We start from the raw sequence: 15,256 nt of genomic DNA, 5'->3' as shown, positions 1-15,256 counted from the left end.
GCTCACAAGTCTGGGCATTCCCCGGCACGGGCCATAGTGTCCGCCCAACACATGACTGCCAAGCAAGCGAGACCCCGTGAACTGGAATGCGACAATTCTGCAAGTGATCGATTTTCGATCGTTCAGTTCGATCTGGTATTGGGTCGTGCTGGCCCTGATGTGGTCCTCGCTCAGCTACTATGTGATCGGCGTTCCGTATGATCTGGTGCAGCGCGCGAGGCGCAAGCCCGGCCAGGCCCGCGATGATCTGGTTGATGCAACGCGGATCAGCGTCACGCGGCTGTTGTCATTGGCCGGTTCGGCGGGTGTCGCGATGACCGCAGTCATCTGCTTCTTCTTGTCGTCACTGGCGATCCTGGGATTCTATTACTGGATCCAACTGGCGCAGGCGTTGTTTTTCCTGTCCTTTCCACTGACGATCGTCGGGGCCGTCAGCCTGTCCACCGCGAACAAGATTTATGCGTTGGAACCGGAACATGACGCATTGATCAAGATCTTGATGCGCCACCGCCTGTGGGTGCAGATCGTCGGCATGATCTCTATTTTCATCACCGCGATGTTCGGTATGGCGCAGAACCTGATGGTCGTGCGCGCCTTGTGACCTTGACACCGGCGGGGTGCAGCGTAGTTCCGCAACCATGTCAGATACATCGCACATCACCGTCAGCGGCGCACCCGAAGGGTTTGACGCCAGACTGATCCTGTCAGAGCTGGAAAAGTCCGGCCGGCCCGTCGTCCACGTCGCACGCGATGACAAGCGATTGGCCGCGATGCAGGCCGCCCTTGCGTTCTTTGCCCCCGATATGCCGGTTTTCACCTTTCCGGCGTGGGATTGCCTGCCCTACGACCGGGTGTCGCCCAACGCCGATATCTCGGCGCAGCGGATGGCGACGCTGGCGGGACTGGTGCACGGGATGCCCGACCGGTTCGTGCTGCTGACCACGCTGAATGCCGCGACCCAGCGCGTGCCTGCCCGTGCAACCTTGCGCGAGGCGGCATTCACCGCACGTGTGGGGGCCCGCGTTGACGAAGGCGCGTTGCGCCAGTTCCTGACACGCATGGGTTTCACCCAAAGCCCCACCGTGATGGAAGCGGGCGACTATGCCGTGCGCGGCGGCATCATCGACATCTATCCACCGGGACAATCCGGCCCGATCCGGCTGGATCTGTTCGGTGACGTGCTGGACGGCGCGCGACGGTTTGATCCGATCACGCAGCGCACCACCGAAAAACTGTCCGAGATCGAACTGGCCCCGGTGTCAGAGGTCATTCTGGACGAGGCCGCGATCACGCGGTTCCGGCAGAACTATCGCATCGAATTCGGCGCGGCGGGCACGGATGACCCGCTGTACGAGGCCGTCAGCGCCGGGCGCAAACATCAGGGCGTGGAACACTGGCTTGCGTTTTTTCAGGACGATCTGGAAACGCTGTTCGATTATCTGCCTGGTGTGACGGTCACGCTGGACGATCAGACCAGCGCGCAGCGCATCGCACGCTGGGACAGTATCGCGGATCAGTACGAAACCCGGATGCACGCGCTGAAACAAAAGGGCCGGATGGATTCCGTCTATAAACCTGCACCGCCGCAGGGATTGTATCTGGATGATGCGGCCTGGGATGCGGCGCTGGCCGCGCGGCGGGTGTTGCAATTCAACCCCAACCCGCAGGCCACCGGCGTGGGCGTCATCAATGCGGGCGGGCGCCCGGGTCGCAATTTCGCGCCCGAACGCCAACAGGAAAACCTGAGTCTGTTCGGTGCCTTGGCCGGTCATGTCAGGGCAAAGGTGGCCGAGGGTCCGGTCGTCATCGCCAGCTATTCCGAAGGTGCGCGTGAACGCCTGACCGGCCTGATCGAGGATGAGGGGATCGGCGAGGTGATCCCGGTCAGCGATTTCACCCGTGTCGGAAAATCCGGCGTGCATCTTGCGGTCTGGGCGCTGGATGCGGGGTTCGAGGCGCCGGGCATCACGGTGATTTCCGAACAGGATGTGCTGGGTGACCGGCTGATCCGCCAGACCAAGCGCAAGCGCCGCGCCGATAATTTCCTGACCGAGGCCAACGCGCTGGCCCCCGGTGATCTGGTGGTCCATGTCGATCACGGTGTCGGGCGGTTCATCGGGCTGGAGGTCGTCACCGCACTGGGGGCGGCGCACGAATGTCTGACGCTGGAATATGCCGAAAATTCAAAACTGTATCTTCCGGTCGAGAATATCGAACTGCTGTCGAAATACGGCCATGACGAAGGTCTGCTGGACAAGCTGGGCGGCGGCGCCTGGCAGGCGAAAAAGGCCCGCCTGAAGGAACGTATCCGCCAGATTGCGGAACGTCTGATCCGGGTTGCGGCCGAACGTGCCCTGCGCACGGCACCCGTACTGGAACCGACGGACGGTCTGTGGGACCAGTTTCTTGCGCGGTTCCCCTATGCGGAAACCGATGACCAGCTGTCAGCCATCGACGATGTTCTGACGGACCTCGAGGCGGGCACGCCGATGGATCGTCTGATCTGCGGCGACGTCGGGTTCGGCAAGACCGAGGTCGCGATCCGTGCGGCATTCGTCGCGGCGTTGTCGGGGGTGCAGGTGGCGATCATTGCGCCGACAACCCTGCTTGCACGTCAGCATTATCAAAGCTTTGCCGAGCGTTTCCGGGGTTTTCCGGTCAACGTGCGGCCCCTGTCACGGTTCGTCAGCGCCGGTGACGCCGCCAAGACCCGTGCGGGCATCGCCGACGGATCGGTGGATATCGTCGTCGGCACCCATGCGCTGTTGGCCAAGTCCGTCAAATTCCGCAACCTCGGCCTGCTTGTCATTGATGAGGAACAGAAATTCGGTGTCCAGCACAAGGAACGGCTGAAATCGTTGCGCACGGATGTGCATGTGTTGACGCTGACGGCCACGCCGATCCCGCGCACCCTGCAACTGTCGCTGTCTGGCGTGCGTGATCTGTCGATCATCGGCACACCGCCGATCGACCGTCTTGCGATCCGCACCTATGTGTCAGAGTTCGACACGATTACCATCCGCGAGGCGCTGCTGCGCGAACATTATCGCGGCGGGCAGTCGTTCTTTGTGGTGCCGCGCATTTCGGACATGGCCGAAATGGAGGACTGGCTGAAACGCGAGGTGCCGGAGGTCAGCTATGTCACCGCGACGGGCCAGATGGCGGCGGGCGAACTCGACGACCGGATGAACGCGTTCTACGATGGCAAATACGATGTGCTGATGGCGACCACGATCGTGGAATCCGGCCTGGATATCCCCACGGCCAATACGATGATCGTCTGGCGGTCGGATATGTTCGGCCTGTCGCAGCTCTATCAGATCAGGGGGCGTGTGGGTCGGTCCAAGACCCGCGCCTATGCCTATCTGACGACGAAGCCACGTCAGAAACTGACCGACACGGCCCAGAAACGCCTACGGGTGCTGGCCAGTCTCGACAGTCTGGGGGCCGGGTTCACGCTGGCCTCGCAGGATCTGGACATTCGTGGCGCGGGCAACCTGCTGGGCGAGGAACAGTCAGGCCAGATGCGCGAGGTCGGCTACGAGCTGTATCAGCAGATGCTGGAGGACCAGATCAACGCGATCAAGTCGGGTCAGGCCGAAGGATTGCAGGATGACGGCGAGTGGTCGCCGCAGCTGAATCTGGGCCTGCCGGTGCTGATACCAGAGGATTATGTGCCCGATCTGGATGTGCGTCTGGGGCTGTACCGTCGTCTGTCCGACCTGACGACCAAGGTCGAACTCGAAGGGTTTGCAGCCGAACTGATCGACCGGTTCGGGCCGCTGCCCAAGGAGGTCAACACCCTGCTGTTGGTCGTGCGGATCAAGGGCATGTGCAAGAAGGCCGGGATCGCGTCAATGGATGCAGGTCCCAAGGGCGCCACGATCAGGTTCCACAACGACAAATTCGCCAATCCCGCCGGGCTGGTCGAATTCATCGGCGACTACAAGGGGCAGGCCAAGGTCAAGGACAACAAGATCGTGGTCATGCAGGACTGGTCCAAGGAAAAGACCAAGGTGCAGGGTGCGTTCAATATCGCACGCGATCTGGCGGCCAAGCTGGCCAAGGTGGCGCAGGCCAAGTCCTGAAACGGGGCGGATGCCGTCAGGCGTCCGTCGCGATGGCCTGTTGCAGGTCGGTGATGATCTGTACCCAGGTGTCGACAGGCTGGGCGCCGGGAACCGCGTGCTGATTGGCCACGATGAACGTCGGCACGGCGCTGACCCCCATTTCGCGGCTATGCGCGTCACGCTTTCGAATGTCGTCTGTGTCGGCGTCTGACGCCAAGAGCTTGCCCACCACGCTGGCGTCCATCTCGGCGGTATCCGCGATGTCGGTCAGCACCTCGTGATCGCCGATATCGCGGCCATCTATGAAATAGGCCTTGAACAACAGGTCCACCACAAAGGTCTGGCGCTGTTCGATGCCCGCCCAATGGATCAGGCGGTGGGCATCCAGCGTGTTGGGCGTGCGGGTCATGGCGTCGAAATTGATCGTCAGACCAGCCTTTTGTGCGTGTTCGACGATGGGGGCGTAGGCCTTGACCGCGCCCTCCTTGCCGCCGAATTTTGTTTCCAGATAGGTGCGGCGGTCCATGCCGGCCGCAGGCATGTCCGGGTTCAACTGGAACGGATGCCATTCCAGTACAAGGGGGTGATCCGGGACCTGCGCCAACGCTGCAAACAGATTTGCCTTGCCGATATAGCACCACGGGCAAATCGGATCTGACATGATATCAAGCTTGATCATGGCGGGTCTCCCAGTCTGGGCGCAAATGGCACCGTGAATTCTGAATGCGCGGACGCCTGCACGGTCTAGCAGGTCTGACGCAACATAAAAGACCGCAGCCCCCGGTTTGGGATGTGCGGCGATGGTTGATGCGGGGAAATCTGGGGGTGCGGATCAATCCTGCACAGGGATCATCTGCAAGATACGTCAGGGCCGGAACATATCCGGCCCCGCGTTGTCGATCAGGTGCGGCCGACGGGGGTTGCATTGGCGTTTTCAGCGCCGAATTTCGCGTCGTCGGACAGCGTGTCTTCGCCTGCGGGGACGTTTTCCGCGCTGGACATGATCTGCGCGTTGTCATTTTGCGCGTCCATGGTGACATCGATCGGCTCTCCGCCCATCAGCCAGTCGGCCAGTTCCATCTGGGCTGCGACGCGGTCCTCGCCCTTGGATTTGGACAGATAGTCGATAAAGGCATCCTGGTCGCCGTCAAGGCTTTGTACCTCTGCCTCGTTCAGGCCGGGCCACTGCGTCAGAATGCGGGGGATGTATGCGGTCCAGTTATCGGAAACGTCTCTCCATTGCATGTGAAAACTCCTTGAATTGTGTCGTTACGGGACCAACCGTCGGCGGACGTTTCAGTTCCGTTCCGTTCGCGCAAAGCGTGGACAGAACGATCCGGTCACTGCGGTTCCGGCGTGGTGCATCACCAAAAGGATCATCGCGTCGGCCGGGTGAAACCCGGCAAACGCGGCGGTCGTGGGTGACAGCCGGTCCGTTTAGCTGGTCAATGAACGGCACGCATAGGCCGCATGGATCACAAGTGCAACCGCAACCCGCCATCTGCACGCAGCTGTGTCCCGGTCGATCCGCGGCCCGGGGTCAGATCACGATGTCGGCCGCCCCAAGTGCCACTTGCCCTGCGCCGATGGCGGTGTTGCCGACGATGCGTGCCGGTGTGCATGCGCTGGCGGCCACGACCGCCAGCAACAACAGGGTGCGCAGCTTCATTCCGCCGCGTTCCACCACCAGACGTCAGGCTGCCAGCCGGGCCAGTCGCCAAAGATCGGCAGCGTTTCGGGATAGCTCAACTCCTTGGCATGGGCGATCCGGCTGATGTTCCACTGGTAGATCGGGATCACGTAGCGCCCGCTGGTCAGGATGCGGTCCAGCGCCTTGACCGATGCGACAAAGTCATCCTGGGATTCAGAGGTGAGCAGGTTGCCGATCATGGTATCGACGGCATCGGATTTGATGCCCATCAGGTTGCGGGTGCCCGGTTCGTCGGCTGTCGCCTGACCGAAATAAAAATACTGTTCGTTCCCGGGCGAAAGTGACAGGCCGACACGGTAGTAGGTCATGTCGAAATCAAGCGCGTCGGTCCGTTCCTTGTACTGGGCGCCGTCGACCACGCTGATCGTCGGCGTGATCCCGATGCGTCCCAGCGACTGGGTGTACATGTCGATGATGGCCTGATTTTCGGATGCACCGGTTTCCAGCAGGATTTCAAAGCTGAACGGATTGCCGTCCGCGTCCGACATCACACCGTTCTGGATGGTATAGCCTGCGGCCTCCATCTGGGCCAATGCGGCTGCGGTGCCTGCGCGGTTGCGTTCGGTTCCGTCCGACACGGGCAGGGTATAGCCGTCCAGCGCGCCGGGCAGCAGATCATCCGCAAAGGGTGCAAGAAGTTCCGCCACGCGACCGGTTGCCGGACCGTCAGCCATGCCCAGCGGTGAATTCGACCAATAAGAGGTGATGCGCGGCTGCGCACTGCCTGTCATGGTTTCATTGATGAATTCGAAATTGAACGCGTGCAGCAAGGCGTCGCGCACGCGCCAGTCCGCAAACTGCGGTTGGCGGCTGTTCATCACGAAACCCGTCATGCCCGAAGGACGTGCGTGCGGCAGGATTGATTTGACCACATCGCCCGCTTGTGCTGCCGGGAAATCATACTGACTGTCCCAACGGGCGACGTTGAATTCGCGGTTGGAATTGACCTCTCCGGTCTTGAACGCCTCGAATGCGGCGGTTTCATCGCCAAAGAATTCCAGCCGGATTTCATCGAGATTATGCAATCCCGCCTCGGTCGCCAGCACATCGGCCCCCCAGTAATCCGGGTTGCGTTTGAACGAGACGAAACGGCCAACCTCGAAATCGTCGATCACGTAGGGACCGGAGGTGATTGGCACGATATCGATACCGGATTCAGCGAAATCCACACCGTCCCATTGTGCCTTTTTCAGGATGGGACGCATGCCGGCCAGCAGGGCAAGTTCGCGATCCTCGGTGTTGAAGGTGAACCGGATCGTGCCGGGCGATACTTCTTCCAGGCTTGCGACCTTTTCCCAGAACCCCCGGTAGCGACCGTGGCCTTGGGTGCCGAGGATTTCAAACGACCAGATCACGTCTTCGACCGTGACCGGGCTGCCGTCCGAAAACATGGCGGCGGGGTTCAGGGTAAATTCGACCCATGACCGGTCATCGGCGGTCTGAACGCCCGACGCAAGCTGACCGTAGAGGGTGAAGGGCTCGTCCAGACTGCGGACCATCAGGCTTTCACCAATGATATAACGCAGTTGCCAGGGCACCGATCCCTTTTGGATATAGGGGTTCAGGCTGTCAAAGGTGCCGACCTCTGCCGTGACGATCCGGCCACCCGTCGGTGCATCCGGGTTTGCATAGGGAAAATGTGCGAAATCGGCGGGCAGGGCGGGTTCACCATACATCGCAATGCCGTGTCCGTCGGCCATAGCCCCGGTCGCGGCCCAGGCGAGTGCCAGTGCGGTGGTTGCGGAAAATAGTCTGCTCATGCTGGTTGTCCCCTGCGAAACCTATTGTTGCAGATATTGCTAAAGAGGGTTTCCAGCTAATTCAAACTTTTAGCTTCCACCCCGGCGCAGAATCTCCTATACAGAGGTCACTGCTCGATAGGTTTCTTGCCTGTATGAAACCTGCCTCAATAACTACACCCCGGCTTCGGCCGGGGTTTTTTTTGGTCTGAGGCAGCTGTTGCGAAGGGTTTAGCGGGTGACGAATCATCCGGCAACCCGGTGATTCGGCCTTTTTGCAAAAGTCCTTGAGGGTGAGTCGCAAAAGACTCACTTTACGGTTCGGCATCGCGGACTTGGTTCTGTTGCCTGAGCGCATTATCTTTGCTGCAACTGCAAAATGGATGAGGGAATCACCATGAATAGGCCATTGACCGGCAAGACTGCCGTCGTGACGGGATCGAATTCCGGGATCGGGCTTGGCGTCGCGCGCAGCCTGGCAGAGGCAGGGGCAGCAGTGGTGCTGAATTCCTACACGGATAACGCCGAGGATCATCAGCTGGCCGCCGACATGGCAGCCGAATTTGACACGACCGTGCGCTACATCAGCGCCGACATGAGCAAGCCGGACGCCTGCCGTGATCTGATCGCGCAGGCGGGTGAATGCGATATTCTGGTCAACAACGCGGGCATTCAGCATGTCGATCCGATCGAGGATTTCCCGACTGCGAAATGGGACGCGATCATCGCCATCAACATGTCCAGCGCGTTCCATACCACGGCGGCGGCGCTGCCGATCATGCGCAAGGCAGGGTGGGGACGAGTGGTGAATATCGCCAGCGCCCACGGTCTGACCGCATCGCCCTACAAATCCGCCTATGTCGCGGCAAAACACGGCATCGTAGGTCTGACCAAGGTGACGGCCTTGGAAACCGCCAAAGAGGACATCACCGCCAACGCGATCTGTCCGGGCTACGTGCTGACCCCGCTGGTCGAGGCACAGATTCCCGACACGGCCAAGAAATACGACATGACCGAGGACGAAGCCAAGGAGAAGGTCATCCTGGACCGTCAGCCGTCCAAGGAATTTGCCACGGTCGAACAGATCGGTGGCACCACCGTTTTCCTGTGTTCGGACCATGCCGCACAGATCACCGGCACGACCATCAGCGTGGATGGCGGCTGGACGGCACTGTGAGGCGGATCAACCTCGCGCTGCAGGGCGGTGGCGCGCATGGCGCGTTCACCTGGGGTGTCCTCGACCGCATCCTGGACGAGGACGACATTGAGGTGGCGGCCATTACCGGCACCTCGGCCGGGGCGCTGAACGGTGCTGCGTTCAAGGCTGGTATGGTTCAGGGTGGACGCGATGCGGCGCGGGCCAATCTGGATTGGTTCTGGGAACAGGTTGGTGCGGTCAATGCACCTGATGCGCAGGCCTGGTTGCAGGCATTGGGTCCGGCGGCCGGGGTGATTGCGGCCACGACTGCGATATCACCCGCCTATATGGCCTTTGACGCGGTGGCACGCATGACCTCGCCCTACCTCTACGGTGATATCTTTGCCAATCCGCTGGCGCGGATTGTTCGCGACATGCGGTTCGACGATATCTGCAGCGACGGGGGCCCCGCGCTGTACGTGGGGGCCACCAACGTCCGCACAGGCAAGATCCGTGTTTTCAGCGCGGCAGAGCTGACACCAGAGGCGCTGATGGCCTCGGCCTGTCTGCCCACACTGTTCAAGGCGGTCGAGATTCACGATCCGAAAACCGGCCGGGTCGAGGCCTATTGGGATGGCGGCTATACTGGCAATCCGGCGCTGTTTCCGCTGTATCAGCCCACATTGCCCGATGACATCGTGATCGTGAACATCAACCCGCTGGTGCGGGCCGACGTGCCAAAGACCGCCGAGGCGATCAGCAACCGGATCAACGAGATCGGGTTCAACACGTCATTGTTGGGTGAATTGCGGGCCGTGGCGTTTGTGCAGCGGCTGTTGGCACAGGGCGCGTTGCAACGTGGCACGATGAAGGCCGCGAATATCCACATGATCGAGGATGACGCGCTGATGAACAATCTGAACGTGGCGACCAAGACGATCCCGCAACCGGTCATCCTTGCCCGGCTCAAGGCGGCGGGACGGGCGGCGGCAGATGCGTTCCTCGCCGATCACAAGGACGATCTGAACCAGCGCAGCACCGTCGATCTGGAAGCGATGTTCAACTGATCAGCTTGATCGCCAAGGCCCACATCACAAGGCCGATCAACGCATCCAGGATACGCCAGGCGCGCGCGGACTGCATCACGGGACGCAGGAAACGGGCCCCGTATCCAAGCGAAAAGAAAAACACATAAGAGGCCAGAACCGCACCAGCACCGAATGCTGCCTTGTCCACAGAGGCGGGGTAATTGGTGGAATAGGCCCCGACCAGCCCCAGCGTATCCAGATAGACGTGGGGATTGAGCCAGGTAAAGGCGGCAGCGGTTGCCAAGGTGGGCCAAAGCGCCAATGTCCGGCCTGACAGCACCATTTCGTAGTCGCCACGCCATGCCGCGATGAACCGCGTCAGACCGTAGACAAACAGAAATGCCGCCCCGGCCAGCGCCATGACGTGGGGCAATGCGGGCCAAGCTTCGGTGATGGCGGCAAATCCCAACACGCCTGCGCTGATCAGGATCGCGTCCGAGGTCGCACACAGCAGGCACAACCAGAACACATGCGCACGCGCCAGACCCTGACGCAACACGAATGCGTTCTGTGCTCCGATGGCGAGGATCAGCGAAAACCCGGTGGCAAAGCCGGTCAGCGCGGCTGCAATCATGCTTCGGGTGCCTGTTTGACCGGCAGGTCCTGCGGATAGACCAGACCAGCCGAAATCACGAGCTTGGCCGCGGCCTCGACGCTCATGTCCAGCACGATGATGTCGCGGCGCGGCAGGAACAGCAGGAAACCCGAGGTGGGGTTCGGGGTGGTCGGCAAAAAGACGGTGATGATATCCTCACCGGGCAGTTTCGTTTGCACCTCACCCTTGGCGTCGGTCGAAACAAAGGCGACGGCCCAGATACCCTTGCGCGGGTATTCGATCAGACAGGCCTGATCGAACGATGTGTCGCGCTGGGAAAACACGGTTTCCGCGATCTGTTTTGCACCGTTATAGACGGACCTGATGACAGGCATCCGGTCGACCAGCCGTTCGGCGATGCGCAGCACGCTGCGGCCCAGGAATCCCTTGCCCAGCCAGCCGATGATGACGGTGAACACCAGAAAGATCACGACGCCCACGCCGCGCACGTCCATCGTGATCGGCGGCCCGTCCGGCGATCCGAACCAGCGGTTCAGCAGCGCGTTGGGTTGATACTGGTCGGGCACGAACGGCCAGACCCAGCCGTCGATCAGACCTACCACGGAATAGATCAGCCACAGCGTCAACGCGATGGGGGCGATGATCACCAGACCTGCGATGAAATTGCTGCGCAGCCGACCAATGATCCCCGGTCTGCGAGGTGGCTGGATCAGTGGATCGGTGTCGAGGGGCATGGTCCGCCTTCCGCATGTGGGGATACGCTACACTTATGCCGCACCCTGTTGCTGCACAAGCGACACAAACCATCGCAGCGCGATTGCCCATCCCGGTGAACGATCGCGCAGCAGGCTGCTTGCGGGCTTGGCAGTGATCAGACGAGATGGGCCGCGATGGCGGCGGCAAGACGCGCGTTGTTGCGCACCAGCGCGATATTCGCATCCAGTGATTTACCGTCTGTCAGTTCCAAGATGCGACCCAGCAGAAAAGGCGTCACGCCCTTGGCGGCGATGCCTTCGGCATGTGCGTCGGCCAGCGCCTGCGCAATGATCGGTGCCAGTGTCTCTGCGGGAATTTCGGCCTCTGCCGGGATCGGGTTGCAGACTAGCTGGCCGCCGGGCAGGCCCATGCGGTTGCGCACCACCTGCGCTGTGGCGATTTCGCGCGCGCTGTCCATGCGCAAGGGCGCCACCATGTCGGACGTGGCCGACCAAAAGGCGGGCAGGTGGTCCTGACCGTAGGCGATGACCGGCACACCCAGCGTTTCGAGCACCTCGAATGTCGCGGGCAGATCGAGAATCGCCTTGGCCCCGGCAGCCACGACCGTGACGGGGGTCTGCGCCAATTCCTGAAGGTCTGCGGAAATATCTAGCGATGTTTCCCAGCCGCGATGCACGCCACCGATACCGCCTGTGGCGAACACCGCGATCCCCGCCAGATGCGCCGCGATCATGGTGGCCGCCACCGTCGTGGCCCCGGTGCCACCCAGTGCGATGCAGGCGGGCAGGTCGGCGCGGGACAGTTTCGCGACACCTTCGGCCTGACCCAGCTGGTCCAGTTCCGCATCCTCGAGCCCGATGTGCAATGTGCCGTCCAGCACCGCGATGGTCGCGGGTGTGGCGCCTGCGTCGCGCACGTCCTGTTCGACCAGACGCGCGGTTTCGACGTTCTGCGGAAACGGCATCCCGTGCGTGATGATCGTGCTTTCGAGTGCGACCAGCGGTGTGCCGGCCTCCAGTGCGGCGGCGACCTCGGCGGAATAGGTCATGGGGATGGGGGATGTCATAGGGGGGTGTCTCCGGAAACGTAGGTCGCCGCGGCCTGGAGCGCGCGGGCAAGTGAGGCAGGACGGTCAAGGCCCTGCCGTTCGGACGCGATATGCGCGGCCATGAAGGTGTCGCCAGCGCCCGTCACGCGGGTGACGAGGACGGGTGGCGGGGCTGCGGTGATCACATCTCCGCCCAGCGCCTCGGATGCGGCATCGCCGCCGTCGGTGACCAGCACACGATGCGCGCCACGGGCGATCAGGGCGCGGGCAGCGGCTGCGCTGTCGTCAAATTCGGTCTGGCACAGCAGCCCCGCCTCTTCGAGGTTGACATAAAGCGTGGCGGACGGATGTCCGATCAGGGCCAGCAGGCGTTCAGCCTTGCCCGGCGAAGCAGGGGCCACGCGCAGGTCAGCAGCAGCGAACAGCGGTGATGTGGCGATGGTGCGCAACAACTCTTCGGTCAGGTTGCCGTCCAGTGCGATGGACCCGGCAAAGGGCGCATCTGCACTGCCCAGCCTGCCGTCAGCGAGTGGGCGCAGGATCTTGTCCCCCGCAGCCTCGAGCGAATGGGCATCCGCGATGGCGGCGATCAGGCCGTTGGCGGCCTCGATCGCCATGTAGATGTCGGTGGGCAGATCATCGGATCGGTAGAGGTGATCGCAGATCAATCCCAGCGATTGCGCCTCGTCGATCAGGGCGTTGCCCTGTGCATCACGTCCGACCACCGACAACAGGGCCGGTTGCAGGCCAAAGCGTTTCAGCGTCATCGCGATATTCATGGCGACGCCACCGGGGATGCGGCTGATGCGGCCGGGCACATCGGACCCGGCGCGCATGTGGCTGGCGGTGCGACCGATCACGTCCCACAGGACGGAACCGATGCACAGGATGTCAGGTGTCTGTGTCATGTCCCGCTTGTGGCGCGGGCAGCAGACATGCGCAAGCCGTCAGGGCGCGGGAATGCCCCATGTCATGTTTGCCCAGAGCGTTTCCCACGCGGCGTTGTTTGCCTCGGCCAGTTGCGGGCTGGGTTCGCGGATCAGCACCGCATCGGCCATGTAGTCATGACCGGGCTGGACCGGAACACTGACCATGCCCTGCGCATCGGTGACATAGAATTTCTGTGTCACGCTGCCGTCAGGGGCGCGGTCGAACACCTCGAACCGGACGTTGGCGCGGGGCGCATCACGATACCACAACTGAAACCGCATCCCGTCCGACAGATCGTCTGTGTAGGGGTTGGTCAGGGCCACGATTTCGGTTTCCAGCCCGGTGCGCTGGTCGGACCCTTGGGCATTCCCCACGCCGATCAGTGATTTGGAATAACGCGAATAGACTTCGGTAAACGGCTCTTGGGCAAAACCGCGTGCGGCATGCGCCTCGAGAAAGCCCGTCAGGTCCTTGTGTTCGACAAAATCGAGGATCGTTTGCCAGTCATCGTATGTCACCAGATTCTCGCGTGACTGATAGGCCAGCACGTTCAGCCCTTCGGCCGGGGGCTGGGACTGGACGGCGGGTTGGTCGCCGATCCGGCCCGGCACGTTCGATGCCCCCTCTGGTGTAAAGTTCATGAATGCGGCAAACCGCTGCGGCAGATAGGGCAATGACTGCCCGACGAAGTCCGAGCCGTTGACAATCTCGACCGTCATCGTAGCTTCGGGCGCTATGGTGAAATCCTCTGGCTCGAGCCAGAGTTCGTGGGCCGATACCGGACCGGCGATAAGTGCAAGAGCGAGGACGATACTGCGCATGACGAGTTCCTTATTTACTGGCCCGAGGGTGTTGTTTCTGGGCTTGTTGTCAAGTCTGGCGCTGGTGTTCATCACGCTGGCGTCACCGCTGCGCGCCCACGAGGTGCTGCCTGCCATTGCGGACATGACGCGCAATGGTGACAGGCTGACCTTTTCGGTCGATGCCAACATCGAGGGTTTTCTGGCTGGGATCGACAAGAGCGCGGTCACGGATACCGACACCGCCCCGCAGGCCGCGCGCTATGACGCGCTGCGCGCGCTGCCACCACAAGAGATCGCGGCAGAATTCACGGCGTTTTTCCCCACCATGGCCGAGGGAATCATGGTGTTGGCGGACGGACAGGCGCTGCCGCTTGCGCTGGAATCGGTGACGACGGAACCGGTGGATGACTCAGAGGTGCCGCGCGTATCGACCTTTGTGTTCACAGCCGATCTGCCTGCGGGTGCGGACAGCGTCACCGTCGGCTGGGATCGCAGCTACGGCGGGCTGGTGCTGCGGCAGCAGGGGGTGGATCAACCCTATGACGCGTTTCTGCAGGGCGGGGCCACGTCGGATGTGATCGCGTTGGGCGGTGGCAACGCCAAAGGGACGATGGCCACGTTTTTCAGCTATATTCCCACCGGGTTCGATCACATCGTGCCGCTCGGTCTGGACCATATCCTGTTCGTGTTGGGGCTGTTTTTCCTGTCTACCCGGCTGGCACCGCTGCTGTGGCAGGTGTCGGCCTTTACGCTGGCGCATACGATCACGCTGGCGCTTGCCGCACTGGGCTATGTCACCGTGCCTGCCAGCATCGTGGAGCCGCTGATCGCGCTGTCCATTGCCTATGTCGCGATCGAAAACCTGTTTTCGCGCGGGCTGTCGCCCTGGCGGCCGGTCATCATTTTCGGCTTTGGTCTGCTGCATGGGTTGGGTTTTGCATCCGTATTGGCAGAATTCGGATTGCCCGAGGGCCAGTTCGTGCCTGCGCTGATCGGGTTCAACATCGGGGTCGAGATCGGGCAGTTGTCCGTGATCGCCGTGGCCTTCCTCTGCGTCTACAAGGCGCAGGAATACAGTGCGGCTGGCACGCGCAGCATCACGGCGGCGGCGGCCTATCTGGTGGCGGTGGTCGTGCTGCTGGCCATGCTGGTGCCGCTGGCGGCCTATGCGCCGGGCTGGACCGGTGACCTGCTGCCCGTGATGGCGACATTCGCCGTGCTGCTGGGCCTGTGTGCGGTGGCCGTGAACGTCGGGCGCTATGACAGCTATTCGGATGTCGTGGCGCAACCTGCGTCGGTCCTGATCGCGCTGGTGGCGATTTACTGGACGATCGAGCGCGTGTTCCTGTAATCCGCGCCACACGCGGCCCATCCCCGCTTGCATTGCGTCGCAAAGCCCACTAAGGGACGCGCACGTATCCCGCAGGCGGGGGCGGGTCGGTTGGGGAGAAATCCC

General features: G+C 61.9%; 14 protein-coding genes. 5 read left to right on the top strand and 9 right to left on the bottom strand.

Features of this window, described 5'->3' with window-relative positions:
* The first annotated feature begins 103 nt into the window (after positions 1 to 103).
* Together BMX27_RS08900 and mfd are read left to right on the top strand one after the other, a co-directional pair.
* Positions 104 to 601, top strand: a complete 498-nt coding sequence (locus BMX27_RS08900; protein WP_226747074.1) for a component of SufBCD complex — start codon at positions 104 to 106, stop codon at positions 599 to 601.
* Positions 602 to 638: 37 nt separating this feature from the next.
* Entirely contained in the window at positions 639 to 4,088 is a 3,450-nt protein-coding gene (gene mfd / locus BMX27_RS08895) for a transcription-repair coupling factor (protein WP_090159482.1), read from the top strand.
* A 16-nt stretch (positions 4,089 to 4,104) separates the two neighbouring features.
* Here the strand turns inward: mfd and BMX27_RS08890 are convergent, their stop codons facing one another.
* The 4 genes from BMX27_RS08890 to BMX27_RS08880 all read right to left on the bottom strand — a co-directional run bounded on the left by BMX27_RS08890 (position 4,105) and on the right by BMX27_RS08880 (position 7,541).
* The gene (locus BMX27_RS08890) at positions 4,105 to 4,749 is read right to left on the bottom strand and encodes a DsbA family oxidoreductase (protein WP_090159481.1); all 645 of its coding nucleotides are present in this window, start codon (positions 4,747 to 4,749) and stop codon (positions 4,105 to 4,107) included.
* A gap of 221 nt (positions 4,750 to 4,970) precedes the next feature.
* The gene (locus tag BMX27_RS08885; RefSeq protein ID WP_090159480.1) at positions 4,971 to 5,315 is read right to left on the bottom strand and encodes a hypothetical protein; all 345 of its coding nucleotides are present in this window, start codon (positions 5,313 to 5,315) and stop codon (positions 4,971 to 4,973) included.
* Between the two features lie 295 nt (positions 5,316 to 5,610).
* Entirely contained in the window at positions 5,611 to 5,739 is a 129-nt protein-coding gene (locus BMX27_RS17010) for a hypothetical protein (RefSeq protein ID WP_256212446.1), read from the bottom strand.
* Positions 5,736 to 7,541, bottom strand: coding sequence for an extracellular solute-binding protein (locus tag BMX27_RS08880; RefSeq protein WP_371260116.1), 1,806 nt, complete (start codon positions 7,539 to 7,541; stop codon positions 5,736 to 5,738). Before BMX27_RS08880 ends, BMX27_RS17010 begins: the two co-directional genes overlap by 4 nt.
* 376 nt (positions 7,542 to 7,917) lie before the next feature.
* On the opposite strand from BMX27_RS08880, the gene BMX27_RS08875 reads away from it, so the two are divergent.
* Together BMX27_RS08875 and BMX27_RS08870 are read left to right on the top strand one after the other, a co-directional pair.
* Positions 7,918 to 8,697, top strand: coding sequence for a 3-hydroxybutyrate dehydrogenase (locus BMX27_RS08875; RefSeq protein WP_090159653.1), 780 nt, complete (start codon positions 7,918 to 7,920; stop codon positions 8,695 to 8,697).
* The gene (locus BMX27_RS08870; protein WP_090159479.1) at positions 8,694 to 9,725 is read left to right on the top strand and encodes a patatin-like phospholipase family protein; all 1,032 of its coding nucleotides are present in this window, start codon (positions 8,694 to 8,696) and stop codon (positions 9,723 to 9,725) included. Before BMX27_RS08875 ends, BMX27_RS08870 begins: the two co-directional genes overlap by 4 nt.
* On the opposite strand, the gene BMX27_RS08865 is transcribed toward BMX27_RS08870, so the two are convergent.
* From BMX27_RS08865 to BMX27_RS08845, 5 genes are all read right to left on the bottom strand, one after another.
* The gene (locus BMX27_RS08865; RefSeq protein ID WP_090159478.1) at positions 9,718 to 10,320 is read right to left on the bottom strand and encodes a LysE/ArgO family amino acid transporter; all 603 of its coding nucleotides are present in this window, start codon (positions 10,318 to 10,320) and stop codon (positions 9,718 to 9,720) included. The genes BMX27_RS08870 and BMX27_RS08865 overlap by 8 nt on opposite strands.
* Positions 10,317 to 11,036, bottom strand: coding sequence for a DUF502 domain-containing protein (locus BMX27_RS08860; RefSeq protein WP_090159477.1), 720 nt, complete (start codon positions 11,034 to 11,036; stop codon positions 10,317 to 10,319). The genes BMX27_RS08865 and BMX27_RS08860 overlap by 4 nt, the downstream gene beginning before the upstream one ends.
* Positions 11,037 to 11,173: 137 nt before the next feature.
* The gene (locus BMX27_RS08855) at positions 11,174 to 12,085 is read right to left on the bottom strand and encodes a pseudouridine-5'-phosphate glycosidase (RefSeq protein WP_090159476.1); all 912 of its coding nucleotides are present in this window, start codon (positions 12,083 to 12,085) and stop codon (positions 11,174 to 11,176) included.
* On the bottom strand, positions 12,082 to 12,975 hold the full coding sequence (locus BMX27_RS08850; protein ID WP_090159475.1) for a PfkB family carbohydrate kinase: 894 nt from the start codon (positions 12,973 to 12,975) through the stop codon (positions 12,082 to 12,084). The genes BMX27_RS08855 and BMX27_RS08850 overlap by 4 nt, the downstream gene beginning before the upstream one ends.
* 39 nt (positions 12,976 to 13,014) lie before the next feature.
* Entirely contained in the window at positions 13,015 to 13,818 is an 804-nt protein-coding gene (locus BMX27_RS08845) for a DUF4198 domain-containing protein (RefSeq protein WP_177172690.1), read from the bottom strand.
* Here BMX27_RS08845 and BMX27_RS08840 point away from each other — a divergent pair.
* A complete protein-coding gene (locus BMX27_RS08840; protein ID WP_090159473.1) occupies positions 13,817 to 15,151 on the top strand; it encodes a HupE/UreJ family protein in 1,335 nt (444 codons plus the stop codon). The genes BMX27_RS08845 and BMX27_RS08840 overlap by 2 nt on opposite strands.
* Positions 15,152 to 15,256: the final 105 nt, after the last annotated feature.

Source organism: Loktanella sp. DSM 29012, assembly GCF_900110705.1.
Taxonomy (GTDB): Bacteria; Pseudomonadota; Alphaproteobacteria; order Rhodobacterales; family Rhodobacteraceae; genus Loktanella; species Loktanella gaetbuli.
This window is presented reverse-complemented; position numbering and strand designations above follow the sequence as displayed.